The 24,884-nt window shown below is 70.2% G+C and carries 21 protein-coding genes; 17 read left to right on the top strand and 4 right to left on the bottom strand.

What is annotated here, in order from left to right:
• The first annotated feature begins 311 nt into the window (after nucleotides 1-311).
• Both C667_RS06680 and C667_RS06675 read left to right on the top strand, forming a co-directional pair.
• Nucleotides 312-518: a cold-shock protein gene (locus C667_RS06680; protein WP_004359057.1), complete on the top strand. Its 207-nt coding sequence runs from the start codon at nucleotides 312-314 to the stop codon at nucleotides 516-518.
• A gap of 132 nt (nucleotides 519-650) precedes the next feature.
• A complete protein-coding gene (locus C667_RS06675) occupies nucleotides 651-1,013 on the top strand; it encodes a hypothetical protein (RefSeq protein WP_004359055.1) in 363 nt (120 codons plus the stop codon).
• A gap of 152 nt (nucleotides 1,014-1,165) precedes the next feature.
• Here the strand turns inward: C667_RS06675 and htpG are convergent, their stop codons facing one another.
• The 3 genes from htpG to greB form a co-directional block, all read right to left on the bottom strand.
• A complete protein-coding gene (gene htpG / locus C667_RS06670) occupies nucleotides 1,166-3,109 on the bottom strand; it encodes a molecular chaperone HtpG (RefSeq protein ID WP_004359054.1) in 1,944 nt (647 codons plus the stop codon).
• Between the two features lie 83 nt (nucleotides 3,110-3,192).
• The gene (locus C667_RS06665) at nucleotides 3,193-4,827 is read right to left on the bottom strand and encodes a methyl-accepting chemotaxis protein (RefSeq protein WP_004359053.1); all 1,635 of its coding nucleotides are present in this window, start codon (nucleotides 4,825-4,827) and stop codon (nucleotides 3,193-3,195) included.
• Between the two features lie 129 nt (nucleotides 4,828-4,956).
• Nucleotides 4,957-5,511 carry a transcription elongation factor GreB gene (greB, locus tag C667_RS06660; RefSeq protein WP_004359051.1) on the bottom strand — a complete coding sequence of 185 codons (555 nt, stop codon included), beginning with the start codon at nucleotides 5,509-5,511 and terminating at the stop codon, nucleotides 4,957-4,959.
• Nucleotides 5,512-5,711: 200 nt separating this feature from the next.
• Here greB and C667_RS06655 point away from each other — a divergent pair, with 200 nt between their 5' ends.
• Both C667_RS06655 and C667_RS06650 read left to right on the top strand, forming a co-directional pair.
• Nucleotides 5,712-5,927 carry a YdcH family protein gene (locus tag C667_RS06655; protein WP_004359049.1) on the top strand — a complete coding sequence of 72 codons (216 nt, stop codon included), beginning with the start codon at nucleotides 5,712-5,714 and terminating at the stop codon, nucleotides 5,925-5,927.
• Between the two features lie 157 nt (nucleotides 5,928-6,084).
• Entirely contained in the window at nucleotides 6,085-6,876 is a 792-nt protein-coding gene (locus C667_RS06650) for an alpha/beta fold hydrolase (RefSeq protein WP_004359047.1), read from the top strand.
• Nucleotides 6,877-6,916: 40 nt separating this feature from the next.
• Here C667_RS06650 and C667_RS06645 read toward each other — a convergent pair whose 3' ends face one another.
• On the bottom strand, nucleotides 6,917-7,819 hold the full coding sequence (locus C667_RS06645; protein WP_004359045.1) for an endonuclease/exonuclease/phosphatase family protein: 903 nt from the start codon (nucleotides 7,817-7,819) through the stop codon (nucleotides 6,917-6,919).
• 27 nt (nucleotides 7,820-7,846) lie between these two features.
• Between C667_RS06645 and C667_RS26365 the strand changes: the two genes are divergently transcribed.
• The 13 genes from C667_RS26365 to C667_RS24310 all read left to right on the top strand — a co-directional run.
• Nucleotides 7,847-8,269 (top strand): hypothetical protein, encoded by a 423-nt coding sequence (locus C667_RS26365; protein WP_245538438.1) that lies wholly within the window; start codon nucleotides 7,847-7,849, stop codon nucleotides 8,267-8,269.
• Nucleotides 8,191-8,691 (top strand): PAS domain-containing protein, encoded by a 501-nt coding sequence (locus C667_RS24865; RefSeq protein ID WP_245538437.1) that lies wholly within the window; start codon nucleotides 8,191-8,193, stop codon nucleotides 8,689-8,691. The genes C667_RS26365 and C667_RS24865 overlap by 79 nt, the downstream gene beginning before the upstream one ends.
• Before the next feature lie 29 nt (nucleotides 8,692-8,720).
• Nucleotides 8,721-9,734 carry a cation diffusion facilitator family transporter gene (locus tag C667_RS06635; protein WP_004359039.1) on the top strand — a complete coding sequence of 338 codons (1,014 nt, stop codon included), beginning with the start codon at nucleotides 8,721-8,723 and terminating at the stop codon, nucleotides 9,732-9,734.
• A gap of 60 nt (nucleotides 9,735-9,794) precedes the next feature.
• On the top strand, nucleotides 9,795-11,246 hold the full coding sequence (locus tag C667_RS06630) for an IS1182-like element ISThph1 family transposase (protein ID WP_004359038.1): 1,452 nt from the start codon (nucleotides 9,795-9,797) through the stop codon (nucleotides 11,244-11,246).
• Nucleotides 11,247-11,439: 193 nt separating this feature from the next.
• Entirely contained in the window at nucleotides 11,440-12,288 is an 849-nt protein-coding gene (locus C667_RS06625; protein WP_004359036.1) for an HDOD domain-containing protein, read from the top strand.
• A 215-nt stretch (nucleotides 12,289-12,503) separates the two neighbouring features.
• Nucleotides 12,504-15,377: an adenosylcobalamin-dependent ribonucleoside-diphosphate reductase gene (locus tag C667_RS06620; protein ID WP_004359034.1), complete on the top strand. Its 2,874-nt coding sequence runs from the start codon at nucleotides 12,504-12,506 to the stop codon at nucleotides 15,375-15,377.
• Nucleotides 15,378-15,560: 183 nt separating this feature from the next.
• The gene (locus C667_RS06615; protein WP_004359033.1) at nucleotides 15,561-15,800 is read left to right on the top strand and encodes a hypothetical protein; all 240 of its coding nucleotides are present in this window, start codon (nucleotides 15,561-15,563) and stop codon (nucleotides 15,798-15,800) included.
• Nucleotides 15,801-15,813: 13 nt separating this feature from the next.
• Nucleotides 15,814-16,608, top strand: coding sequence for a tetratricopeptide repeat protein (locus tag C667_RS06610; RefSeq protein ID WP_039920899.1), 795 nt, complete (start codon nucleotides 15,814-15,816; stop codon nucleotides 16,606-16,608).
• Nucleotides 16,609-16,667: 59 nt separating this feature from the next.
• Nucleotides 16,668-18,269 (top strand): ABC transporter ATP-binding protein, encoded by a 1,602-nt coding sequence (locus C667_RS06605; RefSeq protein ID WP_004359030.1) that lies wholly within the window; start codon nucleotides 16,668-16,670, stop codon nucleotides 18,267-18,269.
• On the top strand, nucleotides 18,262-19,326 hold the full coding sequence (locus C667_RS06600) for an ABC transporter permease (protein WP_004359028.1): 1,065 nt from the start codon (nucleotides 18,262-18,264) through the stop codon (nucleotides 19,324-19,326). The genes C667_RS06605 and C667_RS06600 overlap by 8 nt, the downstream gene beginning before the upstream one ends.
• 10 nt (nucleotides 19,327-19,336) lie before the next feature.
• Nucleotides 19,337-20,269: an ABC transporter permease gene (locus tag C667_RS06595; protein WP_004359026.1), complete on the top strand. Its 933-nt coding sequence runs from the start codon at nucleotides 19,337-19,339 to the stop codon at nucleotides 20,267-20,269.
• 123 nt (nucleotides 20,270-20,392) lie between these two features.
• Nucleotides 20,393-22,705, top strand: a complete 2,313-nt coding sequence (locus C667_RS06590) for a putative bifunctional diguanylate cyclase/phosphodiesterase (protein WP_004359025.1) — start codon at nucleotides 20,393-20,395, stop codon at nucleotides 22,703-22,705.
• A 29-nt stretch (nucleotides 22,706-22,734) separates the two neighbouring features.
• On the top strand, nucleotides 22,735-24,884 hold a 2,150-nt coding region (locus C667_RS24310), incomplete at its 3' end, for a PAS domain-containing sensor histidine kinase (RefSeq protein ID WP_004359022.1).

Genomic DNA, 24,884 nt, shown 5'->3' with positions numbered 1-24,884 from the left:
GCTGTCTCCTGCCCGGGTTCGTTTTTTGTGCGGGCAGTGTTCCGGCCACCCGGAAGGGCGTCAACCTATGGTTTGCCCCAATGGGCAAACGCGGCCCGGGGATGACGAAGGTCTGCAGCGGACAAGAAAAATAAAATATGTCTATCTTTGTCGGCGGCTTTGCCCCATACTGCACCGCAGCGATATTCAAGTCATGTAGTTCATTTGTCGGCATATTCGGTTCGTTGGGCCGTATTTCCTCAAGTCGTACCTCGCTGTCTTGAACCTCGCCCCAACCAGGGGGCTTTCCCCATTTTCAGGAGATTCAAGACATGGCAAACGGCACCGTCAAGTGGTTCAATGATTCCAAGGGCTTCGGCTTCATCACCCCGGAAGCGGGTGGTGATGACCTCTTCGCCCACTTCTCCGCCATCCAGGGCCAGGGCTTCAAGACCCTCGCGGAAGGCCAGCGCGTCAGCTTCGACGTGACCACCGGCCCCAAGGGCCTGCAGGCGTCGAACATCCGCGCCGCGGACTAAGCTGCACCGCGAACCGGCGCTTGTGGCGCCGACCGCAACGAGAGGCCCGACGCGAGTCGGGCCTTTTTGCTTTTGGGCCTGCCGAGCCGTGCTTGCGCGGCCGACCCGCCCCACGAGAAAAAGGACCGCCCGATGACCCCGCTCATCCAGAGAACCGAACTCAAGACCTTCTACTACACGCCCGTCCATTGTCCGTTCTGCGGCGTACGCGTGATGGGCGCCGACCCCAGCGACGAGACGCGGATCACCGCGTGCCCGCACACCCTGTTCATCGCCCACGACACCGCCTTCGAATACCGATCGGCACGCCTCGATCACAATCTCCACCTCGACGGCCTGTCGGAGCACGAGGTCGAGGCGAAGTGGCACGAGGATGCGCGCGGCATCGACGGCTTCACCGACACGGTGAGCCTGCCCGATGCGATCAAGGTCGCCGCCTACGCGCCCGCTCCCTCCCCGTACGGCTCGTACTACGGGTTCGCCCCCAACGAGTGAGCTGCAGCTCCGCCGCCCTCGGGCAGGCGGACGCCAGCGCATCGCACCCGCCACAGCGGACACGGCCTGGGCCGCCGGGCACCTGAAACGAAAGGGGCGGTCGCCCTTCGGCGCGCCGCCCCTTGCGCTTGCAGTGCCCGGCCGCGGCCGGATCAGCTGCCGCTCATCGCCATCATCAGCTGGTTGATGCGCTTCACGAAGGTTGCCGGGTCGTCGAGCGTGCCGCCCTCGGCCAGCAGGGCCTGGTCGAACAGCACCGCCGCCCAGTCGTCGAAGTGCTTGTCCTCGTACTTCAGCCGCAGCACCGCGGGGTGGCCGGGGTTGATCTCGAGGATGGGCTTCGACACCGGCGCGTTCTGGCCGGCAGCCTTGAGGATGCGCGCCAGGTTCATGCCCAGGTCGTGCTCGTCGGCCACCAGGCAGGCGGGCGAGTCGGTCAGGCGCAGCGTCACCTTCACGTCCTTCACGCGCTCGCCCAGGCTCGCCTTCATCCTGTCGAGCAGCTCCTTGTACTCGTCGGCGGCCTTCTCGGCTTCCTGCTTCTCGGCCTCGTCCTCGAGGGCGCCCAGGTCCAGCCCGCCCTTGGCCACCGACACCAGCGCCTTGCCGTCGAACTCGGTGAGGTTGCCGGTCACCCACTCGTCGACGCGGTCGGACAGCAGCAGCACCTCGATGCCCTTCTTGCGGAAGACCTCGAGATGCGGGCTGTTCTTCGCGGCGTTGAAGGTCTCGGCAGTGACGAAGTAGATCTTGTCCTGGCCTTCCTTCATGCGGCCGATGTAGTCGGCGAGCGAGACGACCTCATCCTGGGTGTCGAGCTTTGTCGAGGCGAAGCGCAGCAGGCCGGCGATCTTGTCCTTGTTGGCGAAGTCCTCGCCCACGCCTTCCTTGAGCACCTTGCCGAAGGCCTTCCAGAACTCGACGTACTTCTCCTTGTCCGCGGCCTCGTCGCTGTTGGCCAGGCTCTCGAGCAGCGTCAGCACCTTCTTGGTGCAGCCGGCTCGGATGGTGTCGATGTCCTTGGATTCCTGCAGGATCTCGCGCGACACGTTGAGCGGCAGGTCGGCCGAATCCACCACACCGCGCACGAAGCGCAGGTAGGTCGGCATCAGCTTCTCGGCGTCGTCCATGATGAAGACGCGCTTCACGTAGAGCTTGATGCCGTGCTTGGCGTTGCGGTCCCACAGGTCGAAGGGCGCGTTCCTGGGGACGTAGAGCAGGTTGGTGTATTCGTGGCGGCCCTCGACGCGCGAGTGGGTCCACGCCAGCGGGTCCTCGAAGTCGTGGGCGACGTGCTTGTAGAAGGCGGTGTACTCGTCGTCCGTGATGTCGTTCTTCGAGCGCGTCCACAGCGCGTTGGCCTGGTTGACCGTCTCGTCCTCGTCGGTGAGCACCTGCGCCTTCTGCTCCTCGTTCCACTCCTCCTTCTTCATCACGATCGGCTGCACGATGTGATCGGAGTACTTGCGGATCAGGCTCTTGAGCTTCCAGGACGACAGCAGGTCTTCCTGGCCCTCGCGCAGGTGCAGGGTGATCTCGGTGCCGCGGCCGGGCTTGTCGACGGCCTCGACGGTGTAGGCGCCCGCCTCGTCGCCGCTCATCGAACACTCCCACTTCACGCCCTGCTCGGCGGGGAGCCCGGCGCGGCGCGAAACGACGGTGACCTTGTCGGCGACGATGAAGGCGGAGTAGAAGCCGACGCCGAACTGGCCGATGAGGTGGGCGTCGCGCTTCTGGTCGCCAGTGAGCTGACCGAAGAACTCGCGCGTGCCCGACTTGGCGATGGTGCCCAGGTGCGCGATCGCCTCATCGCGGCTCATGCCGATGCCGTTGTCGGCGATGGTGATGGTCTTCGCCTCGGCGTCGAAGCCGATGCGGATCTTCAGCTCGCTGTCGTTCTCGTACAGCGCGCCATTGTCGAGCGCCTCGAAGCGCAGCTTGTCGCAGGCATCCGAAGCGTTGGAGACGAGCTCGCGCAGGAAGATCTCGCGGTTCGAATACAGCGAGTGGATCATCAGGTGAAGCAGCTGCTTCACCTCGGCCTGGAAGGCCAGCGTCTGGGAGGAAGGTTGCGAAGGGTTGTGGACTTCGGACATTGGAAGCTGCTCCGTCGGGTTTGTCGAAACGCAGCAGCAGTTGGGGGCGCGGCGGCGGATTTCAAGCGCCGCCGCACCCCGGGTCAGCAGCGGAAGCGTCCGACCAGGGCGTCGAGCTCGGCGGCCAGCCCCTGCAGCTGCTCGGCCGCCACCACCACGCTGTGCATCGAGCCCGAGGTGCCGTCGGCCATCTCGGTGATGGTCTGCACCTGGCGGGCGATCTCGGTGGAGGCGCTGCTCTGCTCGCCGGTGGCGTAGGCCACCTCGCGGATGCGCTCGAGCGCCTCGCCCGCGGTACTGCGGATGCGGTGCAGCGAATCGGTCGCGTCGTCCACCAGCGCGACGCCGCCATCGACCTGGCTCGACACCTCGGCCATCGCGCCCACGGTGGCGCGGGTCTCGTTCTGGATGCCCTCGATCACCTTCTCGATCTGCACGGTGGCCACCGCGGTGCGCTCGGCCAGGCCGCGCACCTCGTCGGCCACCACCGCGAAGCCTCGCCCCTGCTCGCCGGCGCGCGCGGCCTCGATGGCCGCGTTGAGCGCGAGCAGGTTGGTCTGGCCGGCGATCTCCTTGATCACGTTGGCGATGGTGCCGACCTCGTCGGCGCGCGCCACGAGCTGCTGGATCTTCTGCGCCGCGTCGCCCACACGCGCGGCGATGGCCTGCATCTCGCGCGCCGCGCGCTCGGCCTTGCCCGCGCCCTCGTCGGCGAGCCCGGCGGCGGTGCTCGAGTGCTGCTCGGCCAGGCGCGCGCTGTCGGAGATCTGCTCGATGCTCACGGTCATCTCCTCGATGGCGGCGGCGATCGAGGCGGTCGCGCCGGTCTGCGAGACCGAGGCCTCGGAAACCGAGCGCGACACCGCGTGGATCTCGCGCGCGCTCGCCCCCAGGCGCGCGGCGCTGCCGCCGATCGCGCCGATCATGGCGCGCAGTTGCGCGAGCATGGTCGAGAGGTTGCCGAGCAGGCTGTCGCCCCGCCCGCGCTGCGCGACCTCCACCGCCAGGTCGCCGGCGGCGGCGCACTTCATGATCGCACCGGCGTAGGCCGGCTCGCCGCCGAGCGCGCCGGTGACCCCGCGGATCACCCACACGCCGATCAGCACGAGCAGCACGAGCACCACCGCGACCAGGGCGCCGAAGCGCAGCGCCGCGTCCTGGAAGGCGGCGTCGATGTCGTCCACATACACGCCCGAGCCCACCACCCAGCCCCAGGCCGGGAACGCCTTCACGTAGCTGATCTTGGGCTGGGCCGGGTCGGTGGCGACGCCCGAGCGCGGCCAGGTGTAGTCCACGAAACCCTGCCCCTGCGCGCGCGCCAGCGTCACCATCTCGCGCACGAAGTGCTTGCCCGCGCTGTCCCTGAGGTCGGCGAGCTTGCCCTCGAGCGAGGGCCGCAGCGGGTGCATCAGCATGTTCAGCTCGAGGTCGACCACGAAGAAGTACTCGTTGCTCTGGTAGCGCAGGCCGCGCAGCGTGTCCTTCGCGGCCTGCTGCGCCGCCTCGCGGTCGAGCGCGCCGGCCTGCTCCAGCCCGTGGAAATGCGCGAGCACCCCGGCGGCGAGCTCGATCTGGCTGCGCACGTTGCGCGCGTAGCCCTCGCGCATGTCGTCGCGGTTTTCGTACAAGGCCGCGAGCGCGAGCAGGACCATGCCCGCGAGGGCGACGAACAGCATCAGCGCCAGGCGCCGGGCGACGGTGAGGGATTCGAAACGCATCTTTCCGGACCATCCACGAAAGGGAGACTTTGCTGGGCGGCTACCGCCTGTGCGTGCAGCCGCGTCGTCCGGTCTACGGCAGCATTCGGCCCGACTTGAGCTCTATCCGTCCTGGATGAAGCCCATCGCTCAGCGATACTCCACCGCGTCGATCTCGATCTCGCGCACGCCGGCCGGGCTGTGGAAGCGCACCACGTCGCCGACGCGCGCCTTGAGCACCGCGCGCGCCAGCGGCGAGATCCAGCTGATGCGCCCCTGCGAGGCGTCGGCCTCGTCGACGCCGACGATCTGCAGGGTCTGCGCCTCCTCGGTGTCGAGGTCGCTGAAGCTCACCGTCGCGCCGAAGAAGACCTGCTCCAGGCCCTGCTGGCGCTCGGGGTCGACCACCTCGGCGCTCTCGATGCGCTTGATCAGGAAGCGGATGCGGCGGTCGATCTCGCGCAGGCGCTTCTTGCCGTAGATGTAGTCGCCGTTCTCCGAGCGGTCGCCGTTGCCCGCGGCCCAGGCCACGGTCTCGACCAGCCTGGGGCGCTCGAGGCGCACGAGCTGGTCGAGCTCGACGCGCAGCGCGTCGTAGCCGCGCCGCGTCATGTAGTTCTTGCTGCCCGGCGGCAGCCGCAACGCGGGGGCGAGCTCCTCGTCCCCGTCGTCACCGTCGCTCTCCTTCACGAAGGCCTTGTTCACTTGCGCATTCCGGTCGGTATCGAGGGGCGCATGGTAAGAAATCGGCGCCTTCGGGGAAAGCTCCGCGGCAGGTCCCGCCCTGGGGAGCGCGGCATCGGCGGCCGTGTTGTCATCGCCTGCGCCGCCGCATACCATTGCCTGCAGAACGACGCCGCCCGGCACTTCGCCCACGGCCGGCGCGCAACGCCAGGGGAACGAGCATGAGCGGGGAGAGCTTCGACGATGTGACCAGCCTGCGCCAGCGGCTGGACGAGTTGCGCCTCGAGCACCGCGACCTCGACGACGCGATCGCGCGCCTCGCCGACAACCCGGTTGAGGACGAGCTCATGCTGCGCCGGCTCAAGAAGCGCAAGCTCGCGCTCAAGGACCGCATCGTGGCGATCGAGCACATGCTCGACCCGGACGAATACGCCTGAGCGTCCGCGCGCTAACGCCCCTGCCCGTTCCAACATTCGAGCGCCTCGACGACCGGGCGCCAGGACCGGCGCGCGCCCGTCCCTGCGCCCCACGACGCCCACCCGGACGCGGACACCCCCGCCGTCCGCCCCTCCCGACACCGCCACGAACACACCCATGACCCACACCCTCCAGCTCGACGGCCGCCGCGCCGCCTTCGACGAGTCCGGCCCTGCCGCAGCGCCGGCCATCCTGCTGATCCACGGCGCCGGTCACGACCGCGGCGTCTGGCAGGCGGTCGCCGCCGGGCTGGCCGCGGCCGGTCGCCGCGTGCTCGTCCCCGACCTCCCCGGCCACGGCGAATCGGAGGGCGAGGTCCCCGGCTCGGTCGAAGCCATGGCGGCGTGGGTGCTCGCCTTCGCCGACGCGCTGGGGCTGGAACGCTTCGAGCTCGCCGGCCACAGCATGGGCTCGCTGATCGCGCTCGCCGCCGCAGCCGCCGCGCCGGCGCGCATCGTCCGCCTGCACCTGCTCGGCAGCCTCGCACCGATGCCGGTCGCGCCCTTCCTGCTCGATGCTGCGCGCAGCGACCCGGCGCAGGCGCACGCGCTGATCAACAAGTTCTCCTTCGCCCCCGCCGAGGTGCTCGGCGAGGAACGCCGGTGCGCGCTCGAGGCCGGCAACCGCGCGCGCATGGAGCGCAACGGCAGCGAGACGCTCGCGCGCGACCTCGCCGCCAGCAACGCCTGGCAGGAAGGGCTTGCCGCCGCCGCCCGCCGCGACGGCCCCACCCTGCTGCTGTGCGGCGCGCTCGACCGCATGACCCCGGTCAAGGCCATCGGCCCGCTGCACGAAGCCCTGCAAGCCGGTGGCGGCGAGCTCAGGCGGGTCGAGCTGGCCGGCTGCGGCCACGCGATGCAGGAAGAGGACCCCGCCGCCGTGGTGCGCGCCCTGCTCTGGAGCGAATGAGCCTCGCGGGGCGGCCATCAGCCCCCTCCCGCCTCCCGCCTCACGCCAGTTCCATCACCACCGGCTGGTGATCCGAGGCCGGGGTGTCCGCGCGCACCTCGACCGCGCGCACCCGCGGCGCCAGGTCGGTGCTCACGAAGAAGAAGTCGCAGCAATACGCGTGCTCGGGCCACTCCGCGCCGTGCAGGCCCACGCTGGGCGCGTGCGCACGCGCGCCGTGTACGAGCGGCCACGCGTCCGTCCAATGCGGGCGCGCGACGTCCGCCGCCAGCCCGGACGCGGGCAGCGGGCGCTGCAGCGCGAGGTATTCGGCCGAGCCCGGCTCGCAGTTGAAGTCGCCGCACAGCACCGCCGCGGCCGGGCGCGGGCGCGCCGCAAAAGCGGGGTTCGACTCCTTGCCCGCAGCCGGCAGCCGCGCCAGGTCCGCCGCCTCGGCCTGCAGCGCACGCAAGGCCTCGACCTGGGCGCGGCGCTGGCGCGCGGAGTAGTACTCCAGGTGGGTGCTCAGCACCCGCAGCGGCCCCCACGGCGCCTCCACCACCGCCTCCACGCACACCCGCTGCATCGCCGGCCAGGCGGGATCGGCTGGCGACGGCAGCAGGTGGCGGAACACCTGCCCCACCGGCAGGCGCGACAGCAGCAGGTTGCCGAAGCGCGCCCGCCCGCCCTCGCCGTCGGGTACGTCCATGCCCGCGCCGAAGACCGGTTCGAAGTCGGGAAACGCGTCGGCAAAGAAGGCCGGCTCGTCCTCGCGCGCGCCGCCGGCGAGGCCGGGGAAATTGCTCGCCACCTCCTGCAGGCAGATCAGGTCGAGCGGACCGACGGCGCGGATCGCGTCACGCGTGCGCTCCAGGTCCACGCGGCCGTCCGCGCCGCGCCCCCACTGGATGTTCCAGCTCAGCAGGCAGACACCCCGTTCTTGGCGTTCGATCGTTTTCTTCATCGGATGCGATTCGACTGGATATAAAGAATGCCCCTTGCCCGCCGCTATACCGGACACGCCCCGTGTCCGGCGCGGACGCACCGCCCGGCCACCGCAACGCCCGACACGCCGCGCATCCGGACAGGTGGCCGACAGCCGCCTGCCAATGCGCGCGCCGACGATGACCACCCGACCATGTTCAACCGCAAGCTCAAGACCACCCTCCAGGAACGGCAGGCCGAGCTCGTCGCGCGCCAGGCGGTGATCGACGCGATCGCCCGCGCCACCGCGCGCATCGAGTTCGCGCCCGATGGCACCGTGCTGTTCGCCAACAAGCTCTTCCTCGCCATCATGAAGTATCGCAGCGAAGAGTGCTCGGGCAGCATCACCGCATGTTCTGCGACGAGGCCTACGCGAACTCGCCGGACGACCTCGCGCACTGGCAGCGCCTGCGCCGCGGCGAGCCGGTGAGCGGGCGCTTCGAGCGCCGCGCCGCCAGCGACGAGCCGGTCTGGCTCGAGGCCAGCTACAACCCGGTGTTCGACGAGTCCGGCCGGCCGCGCAAGTTCATCGAGCTCGCCGCCGACGTCAGCCCCGCGTCGAGGCGCTCGAGAAAGAGATCGCCAACGCCGCCGCGCTCGAACGCGCCCGCGACAACGCCCACCTGGCCATCTCGCGGGTGCCCGGCATGCACGAGACGGCTACCGCGAGCATCGACCTCGCGCGCGAGACCGGCGAGGTCATCGACGGCATCCACAACGGCGCACCGCGGTCGTCAACGTGGTGGAGAGCCTCTCGGGCCTGCTGCAGGGCTGAGCTCCAAGGGACGGCGTGGGCGCGCCCGCCCTCCGCAGCTGCCGAAGGTGCCGGGCCGACCGGTACCACAGGCATAATCCGTCGAAGCCCTCGAGGAAGCGCTGCGATGCACACCCATCACGGTCACAGCCATGGCCACGACCACCACGCCCCCCACCACGGCAACCCCGCGGACGCCTCCGCGCACGACCACGCGCGCCCGCACGACGCCGGTCACACGCACCACGCCCACAACCACTCCGCCAGCCGCTTCCTGCCGCTCGCGCTCGTGCTCACGCTCGGCTTCGCCGCAGTCGAGGCGATCGCCGGCTGGTGGTCGGGCTCGCTCGCGCTGCTCGGCGACGCCGGCCACATGCTCACCGACGCCGCCTCGCTCGGGCTGGCGGCGCTCGCGGCGCGCGTCGCGTTGCGCCCGGCCAGCTTTCGCCACTCCTGGGGCCTGCGCCGGGTCGAGGCGCTCGCCGCGCTCGCCAACGGCCTGTTCATGCTGGTGATCGTCGGCGGCCTCGTGTGGCATGCGGTCGAGCGCCTGCTCGAGCCGCGCGCGGTGGCCGGCGAGGCGGTCATCCTGGTCGCGCTCGGCGGGCTGGTGCTGAACCTGGCCGTGGCCTGGCTGCTGACCCGCGGCGAGGGCGACCTCAACACCCGCGGCGCGCTGCTGCACGTGATCGGCGACCTGCTCGGCTCGGTCGCGGCGCTCGCCTCGGGCATCGTCATCCTGTACACCGGCTGGATGCCGATCGACCCGCTGCTGACCATGCTGATCTGCGGCCTGATCCTGTACTCCACGCTGTCGCTGCTGCGCCAGGTGGTCCACACCCTGCTCGAGGGCGTGCCCGACGGCCTGTCGCTGCCCGAGGTCGGCCGCGCGATGGCGGGCGTGGACGGCGTGCGTTCGGTGCACGACCTTCACATCTGGAGCCTGGATTCGCACCGCACCGCGCTCTCCGCCCACGTCGTGCTCGCCGACGCGGCACGCTGGCCGGCGGTGCTGGAGGCCGAGCGTGCGCTGCTGCACAGCCGCTTCAGCATCGAGCATGCCACCCTGCAGCCCGAGCTGCCGCCGGCGCAGCCGCTGGTGTTCACCCCGCGCTCGCCGCGCGCACGCGACGCCGGCTGAGAGCGTGAGAGTTTTTCTCCAATCTCGCCTGTTTGTGCTGGGACTGGCATGCTCCGAGACATGAACGAGACCGAACGTCATAACGGATCGCCGGCCAGCCTGTTCGATGAGCTGCCGGCTGTCGAGGAACAACAGGTGATCGCGGCGAAGCAGGCGCGGGCGGCTTCACGCCGGCAAGGCCCGCCGCGGTTGCTGCAGCCCAACCGCGGGCAGATCGAACTGCGCGCCTCGGACCTGGAGTCGCTGCTGGGTGAGGATCACCGGGCTCGGCTGGTGTGGGGCTACGTCGAGCGGCAGGACCTGAGCCGGTTGATCGAATCGATCAAGGCCCGTGGCAGCAACGCCGGACGGTCGGCGATCGACCCGCGGATCCTGTTCGCGCTGTGGCTGTACGCCACGCTCGATGCGGTGGGCAGCGGCCGGGAGATTGCCCGTCTCACGCGCGAGAGCGACGCCTACCGCTGGATCTGCGGTGGCGTGTCGGTGAATTACCACGCGCTCAACGACTTTCGCTCAGGCAACGAGAGCTTGATGGACGAAGTGCTCACGGCCAATGTCGCTGCGCTGGCCTCGGCTGGGGCGATCAGCCTGGAGCGCGTGGCGCAGGACGGCATGCGCGTGCGTGCCGATGCGGGCGCAGCGTCGTTTCGGCGGCAGGCCAGCCTCGAGCAGCACTTGGCCGAGGCCGGCGAGTTGGTCGATGACATCAAGAAACGCGCCGCGGCCGATCCGGCAGCGGCCAGCCGCCGGGCGCAGGCTGCGCGCGAGCGTGCCGCGCAGCAGCGCGAGGAGTGCATCCGCGCCGCGCTGGAGCAACTGCCGCAGGTGCAGGCGGCCAAGCGGCGCAACGGTGAAAAGCCCGAGCAGGCACGAGCCAGCACCACGGATGCCGACGCGCGGGTGATGAAGATGGGCGACGGCGGCTACCGGCCAGCGTTCAACGTACAACTGGCCACAACGTGCGAGGACCAGGTCATCGTCGGGGTGGAGGTGAGCAACACCGGCAGCGACATGGCGCAGATGGCGCCGATGCTCGAGCAGGTCATCGAGCGCACGGGCACCGTACCCGGGCAATGGCTGGTCGATGGGGGCTTTCCCGCGCACGAGCAGATTGAGGCGGTGCATGCGCACACGAAAGGCCAGACCGAGGTCATCGCCCCGGTGCCCGAGCCCAGGCGCAAGGCAGACAAGCGCGACGACGACGCCCGCCCGCCGCCGGACAAGTACCGGCGCAAGGAAGGGGACTCCGAGCCGGTGGCGCAGTGGCGTGCGCGCATGGCCGGCGACGAGATCAAGGATGTGTACAAGCAACGCGCGGCCACGGCCGAGTGCGTCAACGCACTGGCGCGCAACCGCGGACTGCAGCGCATGCCTGTGCGCGGGCTGGGCAAGGTTCGAGCGGTGGCCTACCTGTACGCGCTGGCGCACAACTTGATGCGCATGGCCAAGATCGCGCCGCAGATGCTCGGTCGAGGTAGCGGTGCGTCCAAAATCGCCGCAGCGCTGGCATAAGAGGTGCCTGAAATGAAAACCCGCCGCCTGAAAACCCCGGATCTGCCCTCACAGACGCTTGGCTGGGCCTCGAACACCCCACAGCACCTGCGCATCGCAGGCCACTGGGTCTCGTCGCATGTCGGTTACTCGGCTTGCGGAAATCAAATGCTTCTCAGGCTCTGAGCCCTCCCCGACCCACAGGACCCCGACAATGCACTCCGCCCAGGAACTGGTCAGCCAGATCGAGGCGCTGACCTCGCTGCCCGACGTGTACATGCGCGTGCGCGAACAACTCGAATCTCCCGCCGGCTCGGTCGCCACCGTCGCCCGACTGGTCGCCGCCGACCCCGCGCTCTCGGCCCGCCTGCTGCATCTGGTCAACAGCCCGCTGTTCGGCCAGCGTGGCCGCGTCGAGGACATCGTGCGCGCGGTCTCGCTGCTCGGCCTGCAGCAGGTGCATGACCTGGTGCTGGCGATGTCCCTGCAAGGCATCTTCGCCGGCATCCGCCCTGCCCATCTGGACATGCGGCGCTTCTGGCGCAACAGCCTGCTGACCGGGCTGGCCGCGCGCGCGGCGGGGATCGCCGCCGGCCTCACCGCGGGCGAGCGCCTGTTCCTGATCGGCGTGCTCGCCGACACCGGCCACCTGGTCATGTACCAGACCGTGCCCGAGCTCGCCGCCGCCGCAGGCCTCGCCGCACAAGCCGGAGACGAGACGCTCGATGCCGCCGAGCGTCGCCTCGTCGGCTGCGACTTCGCCGAGCTCGGCGCCGCCCTGCTCGACCGCTGGCAGCTGCCGGACCGCTTCAGCACCGCCGTCGGCGCGCAGATGCTGCCACGGCTGGGCGGTGCCTACGCCGCCGAGGCGGCGACCATCAACCTCGCCCGCTGCATCGCCGAAGCCGACGCGCTGGACCTCCCGAGCAGCGCCGCCGCCGCCCGCGTCGCGCCCGAGGCCTGGGGCCTGCTCGGGCTCGAGGCAGAGCGCCTGGCAGGCCTGCGCGAGGGCGCGGAGATCGATTTCGCCGCCTACCTGTCGCTGTTCTTCCCACGCCGCTAGCCCGCCCCGGAGCGGCGCAAACCCGCATGGAGACTGGGATTCCAGCCCAAAAACCCATCCTGAAGGCTACTAGATGTAGTGTCCAGTAAAATCATGAAATACAAAGAAATTTGCCAAGTCACTGTTTTTAAAGCAGTTTATTTTTTTGCGTGAATGCTCGTTCCGCGCTATTCTTCCGTCCGTTCCAAGACCCACCACGGAGGAAGAAAAAGACCATGAGCGAGACCACCAGCGCGTCCACCCAGAACACTGCCAAAGCCTCCGCCGCCAACCTGCCGATGCAGGAGATCTCCGGCGAAGTGCTCGTCGAGAAGTACGCCAAGGGCGACGAACAGACCGTCGCCGAAGTGCGCCGCCGCGTCGCGCGCGCGCTCGCCGCCATCGAGTCCGAGGACAAGCGCGCCCACTGGGAGGCCAAGTTCCTCGAGGCGCAGGAGAAGGGCTTCGTGCCCGCCGGCCGCATCAACAGCGCCGCCGGCACCACGCTCGCCGCCACGCTGATCAACTGCTTCGTGCAGCCGGTCGGCGACTCGGTCACCGAGGCGGTCGACGGCCGCCCCGGCATCTACACCGCGCTCGCCCAGGCCGCCGAGACCATGCGCCGCGGTGGCGGCGTCGGCTACGACTTCTCGTCGATCCGCCCCAAGGGCGCGCTGGTCAAGGGCACGGCCTCGAACGCCTCCGGCCCGGTGTCCTACATGCGCGTGTTCGACCGCTCGTGCGAGACGGTGGAATCCGCCGGCGCGCGCCGCGGCGCGCAGATGGGCGTGCTGCGCTGCGACCACCCCGACATCGAGGAATTCATCCACGCCAAGGATGAAGGCGACCTCACCAACTTCAACATCTCGGTGGGCGTCACCGACCCCTTCATGCAGGCCGTCGAGGCCGACGGCACCGTGGAGCTGGTGCACAAGGCCGAGCCCACCGAAGAGGTGAAGTCCGCCGGCGCCTACCAGCGCGACGACGGCCTGTGGGTGTACCGCAAGGTGCGTGCGCGCGAGCTGTGGGACCAGGTCATGCGCTCGACCTACGACCACGCCGAGCCGGGCATCCTGTTCCTCGACCGCATGAACCAGGACAACAACCTGTACTACTGCGAGACCATCGAGGCCACCAACCCCTGCGCCGAACAGCCGCTGCCGCCCTACGGCTGCTGCTGCCTGGGCTCGATCAACCTGACGCCCTTCGTCAGGAACCCCTTCGGCGACAAGGCCGAGTTCGACTACGCTGGCTTCGGCAAGGTGGTCGACGTCTCCATCCGCATGCTCGACAACGTGCTCGAGGCCACCCACTGGCCGCTCGCGCAGCAGCACGCCGAAGCGCAGTCCAAGCGCCGCGTGGGCCTGGGCTTCACCGGCCTGGGCGACGCGCTGATCATGCTCGGCCTGCGCTACGACACCCCGGCGGCGCGCGACGAGGCACGCAAGATCTCCGAGTTCATGCGCAACCGTTCCTATCTGGCTTCGTCCGAGCTCGCCCGCGAGCGCGGCGCCTTCCCGCTGTTCAATGCCGACCTGTACCTGTCGGGCGGCAACTTCGCCTCGCGCCTGCCCGCCGACGTCAAGGACAAGATCCGCAAGCATGGCATCCGCAACTCGCACCTGCTGTCGATCGCGCCCACCGGCACCATCAGCCTGGCCTTCGCCGACAACGCCTCCAACGGCATCGAGCCGCCGTTCTCCTACACCTACACCCGGCGCAAGCGCATGGCGGACGGCACCTTCAAGGAGTACGCGGTCGAGGACTACGCCTGGCGCCTGTACAAGCACCTCGGCGGCAACGTCGACGCGCTGCCGCAATCCTTCGTCACCGCGCTGGAGATCTCCGCGCAGGCGCACAAGGACATGGTCGCCGCGGTCGCCCCGTACATCGACACCTCCATCTCCAAGACGGTGAACGTGCCCGAGGACTACCCCTACGCCGAGTTCGAGGACCTCTACCTCACCGCCTGGAAGGCCGGCCTGAAGGGTCTCGCCACCTACCGCCCCAACTCGGTACTGGGTTCGGTGCTGTCGGTCACCCCGACCGCCGAGCAGAAGCAGCCGCACGACGTCGAGATCTCCGACGCCAACAAGCGCCTGTCGATCAAGAACCTGCCCGCCCCGGTGCTGTCCAGCCTGCGCTGGCCGGGCCGCCCCGACCTGCCCGACGGCAACCTGGCGTGGACCTACATGCTCAACACCCCGACCGGCGGCTTCGCGCTCTTCGTCGGCCAGGTGGGCAACAACGGCGGCAGCTTCCCCTTCGAGGTGTGGGTCAACGGCGCCGACCAGCCGCGCGGCCTGGGCGCCGTGGCCAAGACCCTGTCGATGGACATGCGCGCCAACGACCGCGGCTGGCTCAAGTTGAAGCTCGACACCCTGGCCCGCACCGTGGGCGAGCGCTCGTTCGAGATGCCCTTCCCGCCGCACGGCGAGAAGAAGCTGGTGCCCGGCGTGGTGGCGGCCTTCGCCCAGGCGGTGAACTACCGCTGCGAAAAGCTCGGCGTGTTCGACAAGGAAGACGAGAGCAACGGCGTGCTCGACACCCTGTTCAGCCTGGAAGAACCCAAGACCGGCACCGATGGCACGCTGTCGTGGACGGTGGACATCTACAACCCGGCCACCGGCGAAGACTTCGTGCTCGGCCTCAAGGAAATCACCCTGCCGGACGGCGTCACCCGCCCGTACTCGGTGTGGCTGTCGGGCAACTACCCGCGCGCCCTGGACGGCCTCACCCGCATCCTGTCGCTCGACATGCGCGTCATGGACCCGGCCTGGATCGGCATGAAGCTGAGGAAGCTGCTCGACTACCCCGAGCCGCTGGGCGACTTCATGGCCTTCGTGCCGGGTACCAAGCGCCAACAGAACTGGCCCAGCACCGTGGCCTACCTGGCACAGCTCATCATCCACCGCTACGCCATGCTCGGCGTGCTCGACGAGCGCGGCTACCCGACGCGCGAGATGGGCATCCTCGAGTCGCCGCGCGACGACAACGAGCCCAAGCTGATGCAGGGCGCGCTGTGCAACGAGTGCGGCAACCACACGGTGATCCGCAAGGACGGCTGCGACTTCTGCACCGCCTGCGGCGCGGTGGGGACCTGCGGCTGAGGATGCAGCGCGGCACCGCGCAGACGTCATATCCAGCAGAAAAGGCAGCCTCACCAGGCTGCCTTTTTTGTTTCCGGCACGAACAGTCGATCCTTTATCACGCGCCGACGCTCTATATAATCGCGAAAACTCTCAGAAACGGTCGCAGCCCGCCCTGCGTCCACGGCACGCACGAACGATCCCATGCCCACCTGCCCGCGCTGCGACGCTACCGACTGCCGCGAATCTCCGTGGAAATCCGAGGACGAGCGCCTCGCCCACCCGGGGGAGCGCGCCTGGCGCTGCATGTCCTGCGTGCACCGCTTCCACGCCCCCGAGCCGCGCGGCCTGCTGCGCGACAACCCGATCGTCACCGCGGTGGGCGGCAGCACCCTGCTGCTCACCATCGCCGTCATCGTGATCCTGTGGATCTGGAAGAGCTGACGAGGCCGGCGCCATGAGCACTCCCCTCCACCCGACCTGTCCCGCCTGCGGCTCCATCGATTGCCGACGTTCGCGCTGGCGCTCGCACGAAGAACACAAGAGTCATCCGGGATTGCACCCATGGCGCTGCACGAGCTGCGACAAGCGCTTCCTCGGCCCCGACGACCTGGTCGGGCCGAAGCGGAAATGGCCGCTCGTGGTCGGGCTCCTGTCCGTGCTGCTATTGCTCGCGATTGGTGTCGCCAGCGTCTCCATGCTGGGCCGCGACGAGCTCCCCAAGCCCGATGGCGCGGCGGAATCGGCCGCCGTCGGAGAGCTCGAACCGGCCGACGCGCTCGACGCCCAGTTCCGCGCCGCACGCGCCGCGCTGCTCGACACCGCACGTGGGCGCGAGGTCTCCACCGAGGCGGTGGGCAAGCTGCGCCAGGCGGCCGAGGGAGGACACACCGGCGCCATGGTCCTGCTCGGCAAGCTCTACCGCAGCGGCATCGGCATGCCGCAGAACTACGCGCTCGCCGCGCGCTGGCTGGGCGAAGCCGCCAACGCCGGCGATCCCGAGGGCATGGTGGAGTTCGGGCGCCTGCATCGCAGCGGGATCGGCGTCGAGCAGGATGCGGTGCAGGCCTATGTGTGGTTCAATCGGGCAGCCGCCCTGCTCAACATGGAAGGTGTGCAGGAGCGCGACAGCATCGCGGTGAAGCTCGGCGCAGATGAGCTGCGCAGCGCGCAAACGCTGTCGCTCGAGGCCGCCGAGGCCGAGGCGGCCAAGGTCGAAGCTGCAGCCGGCCAGGAAGACGGCAGCCGCTGAGCACGCGGGTGCCCGGACGGCGCCCCGCATCCCGATCGACGCAACCGCCCCGAAACGACGTGCCCATTCCCCCCCCGCCCACCGCCCCGCAGCCCGACCCGGCCGCCGTCCCCGCCCGGCTGGTGCTGCAAGGCATCGGCAAGGTCTATCCGACGGTCGTCGCCAACGACGACATCGGCCTCGCGGTGCGTGCGGGCGAGATCCGCGCCATCCTCGGCGAGAACGGCGCAGGCAAATCGACGCTGATGAAGATCATCTACGGCGTCACCCGCCCGAGCTGCGGGCGCATGTTCTGGGAGGGCGAGGAGGTCCAGGTCGAGAGCCCGGCGCACGCACGCAGCCTGGGCATCGGCATGGTGTTCCAGCACTTCTCCCTGTTCGAGACGCTCACGGTGGTCGAGAACGTAGCGCTCGCCTTGCCCGGCAAGCCCGCGCTCGACGAACTCGCACAGCGCATCGTCGAGGTGTCGGCGCGCTACGGCCTGCCGGTCGACCCTCGCCGCCACATCCACGCCCTGTCGGTGGGCGAGCGCCAGCGCGTCGAGATCATCCGCTGCCTGCTGCAGGACCCGCGCCTCTTGATCATGGACGAGCCCACCTCGGTGCTCACCCCGCAGGCCGTGCACAAGCTCTTCGAGACCCTGCGCCGGCTCGCCGACGAGGGCTGCGCCATCCTCTACATCAGCCACAAGCTCGACGAGATCCGCGCGCTCTGCCACACCGCCACGGTGCTGCGCGGCGGCAAGGTCACCGGCGAGTGCATCCCGGCGCAGGAGACGCCCGCCTCGATGGCACGCCTGATGATCGGCAAGGAGCTGCCGCGCTGCGAGCACGACGCGCCGCAGGCCGGCGGCGAGGTCCGCCTGCGCCTGGCCGGACTGTCGCACGCCTCGGACGATCCCTTCGGCACCGACCTGCGCGACCTCCACCTCGATGTGCACGCCGGCGAGATCGTCGGCATCGCCGGGGTGTCGGGCAACGGCCAGCAGGAGTTGCTGCGCGTGATCTCCGGAGAGGAGCCGCTGGCGGAGCGATTCCCCGTGCAGATCTGCGGCGTCGAGGCCGGCCGGCTGTCGCCCGGGCGGCGGCGGCGGCTCGGCATGGCCTTCGTGCCCGAGGAGCGCCTCGGCCGCGGCGCGGTGCCGACGATGTCGCTCGCCGACAACGCGCTCCTCACCGCCGCACACAACCAGGGCATGGTGGCCGCCGGCTTCCTGCGCTTCGAGCGCGCGCGCGCCTTCGCGAGGCGTTGCATCGACGACTTCAACGTCAAGTGCGGCGGCCCGGCGGCCGCGGCCAAGTCGCTGTCGGGCGGCAACCTGCAGAAGTTCATCGTCGGCCGCGAGATCCTGCAGGCGCCGCGCCTGCTCGTGTGCGCGCAGCCCACCTGGGGCGTGGATGTCGGCGCCGCCGCCTTCATCCGCCAGCAGATCATCGACCTGCGCAACCGCGGCTGCGCGGTGCTGGTGATCTCGGAGGAGCTCGACGAGCTCTTTGAGATCTGCGACCGCATCGCGGTGATCGCCAAGGGCCGGCTGTCGCCGGTGCGCGCCGCCGGCGCCACGTCCATCGAGGACATCGGCGTGTGGATGAGCGGGCTGTGGCCGGGCGCCGAGCACGCCGCCGACGCTCCCGCCGCGACGGAGACCCCGCATGCTTGAACTCGAAGCCCGCGCCGAACCCTCGCGGCTCATGTCCTGGGCCTCGCCGCTGCTCGCGGTGGCGCTGATGCTGGTCGGCGGCCTGGTGGTGTTCGCCGCGCTCGGCAAGGACCCGGTCGAGGGCTTCCGCGTCTTCTTCCTCAACCCGGTCAAGGACCTCTACGCCCTCTCCGAGCTGCTGCTCAAGGCCACGCCGCTGATGCTGTGCGCGATCGGCCTGGCGATCGGCTTCCGCGCCAACGTGTGGAACATCGGCGCCGAGGGCCAGTTCATGCTCGGCGCGGTGGCCGCCACCGGGGTGGCACTCTACTTCGGCGACTCGGAGAGCGCGCTGGTGCTGCCGGCCATGGTCCTCGCCGGCGCCGCGGGAGGTGCCGCGTGGGCGGCGATCCCGGCGCTGCTGCGCACGCGCTTCAACGCCAACGAGATCCTGGTGTCGCTGATGCTGGTGTATGTGGCCCAGCTCTTCGTGTCCTGGCTGGTGTTCGGCCCCTGGAAGGACCCCGACGGCTTCAACTTCCCGCAGACGCGCATGTTCGCCGAGGCGGCGACCCTGCCGATAGTGATCGAGGGCACCCGCCTGCACTTCGGCTTCGCGATCGCGCTCGCCGCGCTGGTAGCCGGCTACGCCTTCATGAACCGCAGCCACGCCGGCTTTCGCATGCGGGTCGCCGGCGTAGCCGCCGACGCCGCGCGCTACGCCGGCTTCTCGGCCGCGCGCATGATCTGGCTGGGCCTGCTGCTCGGCGGCGCCGCCGCCGGGCTGGCCGGCATGGGCGAGGTCGCCGGGCCGATGGGCCAGCTCACCGACAAGGTCGCCAGCGGCTACGGCTTCGCCGCGATCATCGTCGCCTTCGTCGGCCGCCTCAACGCCCTCGGCATCCTGCTCGCCAGCCTGCTCATGGCCCTGCTCTACATCGGCGGCGAGCAGGCGCAACAATACCTCAACCTGCCCAACTCGATCTCGATGGTGTTCCAGGGCATGCTGCTCTTCTTCCTGCTCGGCGCCGACGTCTTCATCCACTACCGCCTGCGCCTGCGCCGGCGTGGCGCCTGAGGAGGCCGCGATGGACGCGAGCCTGTTCACCTCGATGCTGTTCGCCACCGTGGTGGCGGGCACGCCGCTGATCATCGTCGCGCTGGGCCTGCTGGTGAACGAGAAGGCCGGGGTGCTCAACCTCGGCGCCGAGGGCATGATGGCGATGGGCGCGGTCGCCGCCTTCGCGGTCACCCACGAGAGCGGCAACCCCTGGCTGGGCGTGGCCGCCGGCATGGGCGCGGGCATGGCGATGGCGGCGCTCTTCGGCGTGCTCGTGCTCACCCTGATGGCCAACCAGGTCGCCTCGGGTCTCGCCCTGGCGATCTTCGGCGTCGGCCTCGCGGCCTTCGTCGGCAAGCCCTACGAGGCGGTGGCGCTGCAGGCCGTGCCGCCGATCCGCATCCCCTTCATCGCCGACCTGCCGCTGATCGGCGAGGCGCTCTACAACCAGCAGGCGCTGGTGTATTTCTCCTGGGCGCTGTTCTGGGGCCTGCTGTGGTTCCTGCACCGCAGCCGCGCCGGCCTGGTGCTGCGCGCGGTGGGCGAGTCGCCGGCCTCGGCGCACGCGATCGGCTACCCGGTGATCCGCATCCGCTACCTCGCGGTGCTCTTCGGCGGCGCCATGGCCGGCGTCGGCGGCGCCTTCCTGTCGGTGTTCTACACGCCGATGTGGGCCGAGGGCATGGTCGCCGGGCGCGGCTGGATCGCGCTCGCGCTGGTGGTGTTCGCGACCTGGCGGCCGCTGCGGGTGATGGTCGGGGCCTATCTCTTCGGCGGCGTCATGATCACCCAGCTCTTCATCCAGGGCTCAGGGCTGCAGATCGACTTCCCCTCGCAGCTGCTGTCCTCCCTGCCCTACTGGGCGACCATCGTGGTGCTGGTGGCGATCTCGCGCAACCGCAACACCATCCGGCTCAACTCGCCGGTCTCGCTCGGCAAGCCCTACCGGCCAGACGCCTGAGAACACGCCGGGCACCCATCGCGGGCTGCCCGTGACGCAGTCGGCAGCCATCCGGCGGGGCGCAGGCTAGCATCCTCGGCATTCGAACATGCCCCGGCGCAGGCCGTCCTGCGCGCCCTACCGATGATCCTCGACCTGCTCCAGGCGACCGCCCTGCTGCTCGCCCTCTGCCTGCTGCAGGGCGGACTGGCGCGGCGGTACGCGCATGGCGGCGCGGCCTTCGCGGTGGGGTCCGGGCTGATCTTCGGGCTGGCCTGCATCGCCGGCATGATGATGCCGATCACGCTGGCGCCCGGCGTCATCGTCGATCCGCGCTCGGTGGTGCTGAGCCTGGGCGGCCTCTTCGGCGGCCCGCTCGCCGGCGCCGTGGCCGGCCTCGCCGCGGCGGCCTACCGCCTGTGGCTGGGCGGCGACGGCGTCGTCATCGGCCTCACGACGATCACGCTGGCGGTGCTGCTCGGCCTCGCCTTCCGGGCCGGCGCCGCGCGCGGCTGGCTGCGCCCGGTGCCGCTGCAGCTCTTCCTCTTCGGCGTGTTCACCCATGCCGTCACCCTGCTGCTGCTGGCCGCCGTGCCGGGCCAGACCCTCGCCGGCGTGTTCGCCACCCTGGGCCTGCCCTACCTGCTGCTGATGGGCGCCGCCACGCTGCTGCTCGGCGCCCTGCTGCGCGACCTCGAGCGCCGCCGCGCGACCGAATGCGCGCTGGCGGCGAGCGAGGCGCGCCTGCGCGCGATCACCGCGGCCATCCCCGACCTGGTCTTCGTGGTCGACGAGGACGGCCGCTACCTCGAGGTCATCACCCGCCAGGACGAGTTGCTCGCCGCACCGCGCACGCAGGTGGTCGGCCGTCGCTTCGAAGACGTCCTTCCCGCAGAGCCGGCCGCGCTGCTGCGCGACGCGCTGGAGCAGGCCCTGGCCAGCCCCGAGCGCGCCAGCGCCCGCTATGCGCTCGACACGCCCGCCGGCCATCGCGAGTTCCAGGCCTCGGCGCAGGTGATCGACGCCCCGATCGGCGGACGTCGCGCCGCGGCCATCCTCGTGCAGGACATCACCCCCAACGTGGCCGCCGAGGAGCGCATCCGCAAGCTCGCCTACTACGATCCGCTCACCGAGCTGCCCAACCGCCGCCTGCTCGTCGAGCGCCTCGGCCACGCCATCGCCACCAACGCGCGCACCGGCCGCCACGGCGCGCTGATGTTCATCGACCTCGACGACTTCAAGGACATCAACGACCTGCTCGGCCATCACAATGGCGACCAGCTGCTGCGCGAGGCCGGCGCGCGCCTGCGCGGCGTGGTGCGCGAGTCCGACACGGTGGCGCGCTTCGGCGGCGACGAGTTCGTGGTCCTGCTCGAGCTCCTCGCCGAATCCGCCGACGAGGCCCTGCTCGCCGCCGGCCAGGTCGCCGACAAGCTGCTCGAGCAGCTCGGCCACCCCTACCGCCTCGACGGCCTCGACCGCAAATGCACCGCGAGCCTGGGGCTGGTGATCTTCAACGGCCACGACAGCGGCGCCGACGAGCTCATGCAGCGCGCCGACCTGTCGATGTACGAGGCCAAGCGCTCGGGCAAGAACACCGCCCGCGTCTTCGACCCGCAGATGCGCACCGAGCTGGCCGACCGGCTCGAGCTCGAGGCCGAGCTGCGCGGCGCGCTCGGCACCGGCGCCTTCCTGATCCACCTGCAGCCCCAGCTCGACGCCGCCGGACGGCTGGTCGGCGCCGAGGCCCTGCTGCGCTGGAACCGCGCCGGGCATGGCCTGACCCCGCCCGGCCTGTTCATCCCGATCGCGGAGCAGGCGGGCCTGATGCCCGCGCTCGGACGCGAGGCGATGGCGCTCGCCTGCGAGGAGCTGGCGCGCTGGGTCGAGCTGCCCGGCGCCACCGGGCTGGTGATGGCGGTCAACGTCAGCGCCGCCCAGCTCTACGAGCCCGGCTTCGTGGAGGAGGTCCTCGCCCTGCTGGCCCGCACCGGCGCCCCCGCCGAACGCCTCAAGCTCGAGCTCACCGAGTCGCTGCTGCTCACCGACATCGAACGCGCCATCGAGGCCATGACCCGCCTGCGCGAGATGGGCATCCGCTTCTCGATCGACGACTTCGGCACCGGCTACTCCTCGCTCGGCTACCTGCAGCGCCTGCCGCTCGACGAGCTCAAGATCGACCGCGCCTTCGTGCGCGACCTCCCCGCCAACGCCAGCAGCCTGGCGATCGTGCGCACCATCATGGCGCTCGCCGACACGCTGCACATCCGCGTCATCGCCGAGGGCGTGGAGAGTTCCGCGCAGCACGCCTGCCTGCTCGACAACGGCTGCGACGCCTTCCAGGGCTTCCTGTTCGCCCGCCCCGAGCCGGTGGAGAGCTTCCGCGCACGCCTGTCCGCGAGCGCGGCGCGCGAACCCGGCGCTCAGGCTCAAGTCGCGGCCGCTCGCGGCCGATGAAAACTCATCGCCCGAGCCCTGCCGCCACCGTGAACCTCCCCCCTCCGTCCCCGACGCGCCCCTCGACGTCCATCCCGGCCCGGGCCGGAATCGATTTCTTCATCGACGCCTGCCCGTTCGCGATCATCGAGTGGAGCCGCGACCTGCGCATCCTGCGCTGGTCGCCCGAGGCCGAGCGGGTGTTCGGCTGGCACGCCGCCGAGGTGCTCGGCAAGCGTCCGGACGAGTGGCGCTTCACCCACCCGGACGACGCGGACGGGGTCAAGCGCACGATCGGCCAGGCGATCACCCGCAGCACTCCGCCGCCGCCGGTGATCGGCCGCAACTACACCCGCGACGGCCGCCTGCTGCACTGCGAGTGGCACAACCGCGCCAACCGCGACGCCGACGGCCGGCTGGTGTCGCTGCTGTCCTTCGCCAAGGACCTGACGCTGCAGGTCCACGCCGAGCGCGCGCTCGGCGTCAGCGAGGCACGCTACGCGGCGATCTTCCGCAACAGCCACGCCGTGATGCTGATCATCGACCCTGAGAGCCTGGAACTCGTCGATGCCAACCCGGCCGCCGAGGCCTTCTACGGCTGGCCGCTCGCGACCTTGCGGCGCATGCGCATCAGCGACATCAACCTCCTTCCGTCCGAGCGCATCCGCGCCGAGATGCAGGCGGCCCACGCAGCCGCACGCTTCCGCTTCGACTTCCGCCACCGCCGCGCCGACGGCTCCATCCGCGACGTCGAGGTCTACAGCGGGCCGATCCTGCACGAGTCGCGCATCCTGCTGTTCTCCATCGTTCACGACGTGAGCGCGCGCAAGGAGGCCGAGGCGACCCTGCGCAAGCTCTCCAGCGCGGTCGAGGAGAGCCCGGAGAGCATCGTCATCACCAACCTCGCCGGCGACATCGAGTACGTGAACGAGAGCTTCGTGCGCAAGAGTCACTACCGGCCGGAAGAGGTGCTCGGCCGGAACCCGCGCATCCTGCAGTCCGGCAAGACCCCGCGCAGCACCTACGAGGACATGTGGCGCACGCTGACCACCGGCCAGGCCTGGACCGGGGTCCTGCACAACCGCAACAAGGACGGCGAGGAATACTACGAGCGCGCCCACATCGTCCCGATCCACGACAATGCCGGCAAGCCCACCCACTACGTCGCGATCAAGGAGGACATCACCGCCGCGCGCCGCATGGAGGCGGAGCTGGACGACTACCGCGAGCGCCTCGAGCACCTGGTCGAGACCCGCACGCGCGAGCTGAGCGAGGCGCTCGCCGCCGCCGAGGCGGCCAACCGCGCCAAGAGCGACTTCCTCGCCACCATGAGCCACGAGATCCGCACCCCCATGAACGGCGTGGCCGGCCTGGTCGACGTGCTCGCGCACAGCGCGCTGGACGACGAGCAGGCCGAGATGGTCGACATCATGCGCGACTCCGCGGCGACCCTGCTCCACCTCATCGACGACATCCTCGACTTCTCCAAGATCGAGTCCGGCCACCTCGAGCTCGACCTGCACCCGGCCAGCCTGGTCGAGCTCGTCGAGCGCGTCGGCGACACCCTGCAGCCGGTGGCGCAGAAGCGCGGCGTGGCCCTCGAGGTCTTCGTCGACCCCGACCTGCCCGAGCAGGTGCTGACCGACGGGCTGCGCGTGCAGCAGATCCTCACCAACCTCGCCGGCAACGCGATCAAGTTCTCCTCCGGCGACGGGCGCCGCGGCCGGGTCGACCTCCGCGCCAGCCGCGGCGCGGACGGCCGGCTCGCGCTCTCGGTGCGCGACAACGGCATCGGCATGAGCGCGGAGGTGGTCCAGCGCCTGTTCCAGCCCTTCTCCCAGGCCGAGACCTCCACGACCCGGCGCTTCGGCGGCACCGGCCTCGGGCTGGCGATCAGCCGCCGCCTGGCCGACCTGCTCGGCGGCGAGATCACGGTCGACAGCCGCCCCGGCGCGGGCGCCTGCTTCACCCTGGCGCTGGCGCTCGCGCCCGTGCGCGCGGACGAACACCCGCGCCCGCAGGCGCTCGCCGGCGTGCTGTGCATCCTGGCGATCGCCGACTCGCGCCTGGTCGCCGACTGGGGCAGCTACCTCGCGCACGCCGGCGCACGCGTGAAACGCGCGCCCGGCAGCGAGCAGGCGCTGCAGTTCCTCGCCGCGGCCGCGCACGAGGCCGTGCTGCTCGTCGACCGGCCGCTGGC

It is taken from the genome of Thauera phenylacetica B4P, from assembly GCF_000310225.1.
In the GTDB taxonomy this organism is placed as follows: domain Bacteria; phylum Pseudomonadota; class Gammaproteobacteria; order Burkholderiales; family Rhodocyclaceae; genus Thauera; species Thauera phenylacetica.
Note: the sequence above shows the minus strand (reverse complement) of the source record. Positions and strands in the feature narration are given on the sequence as shown.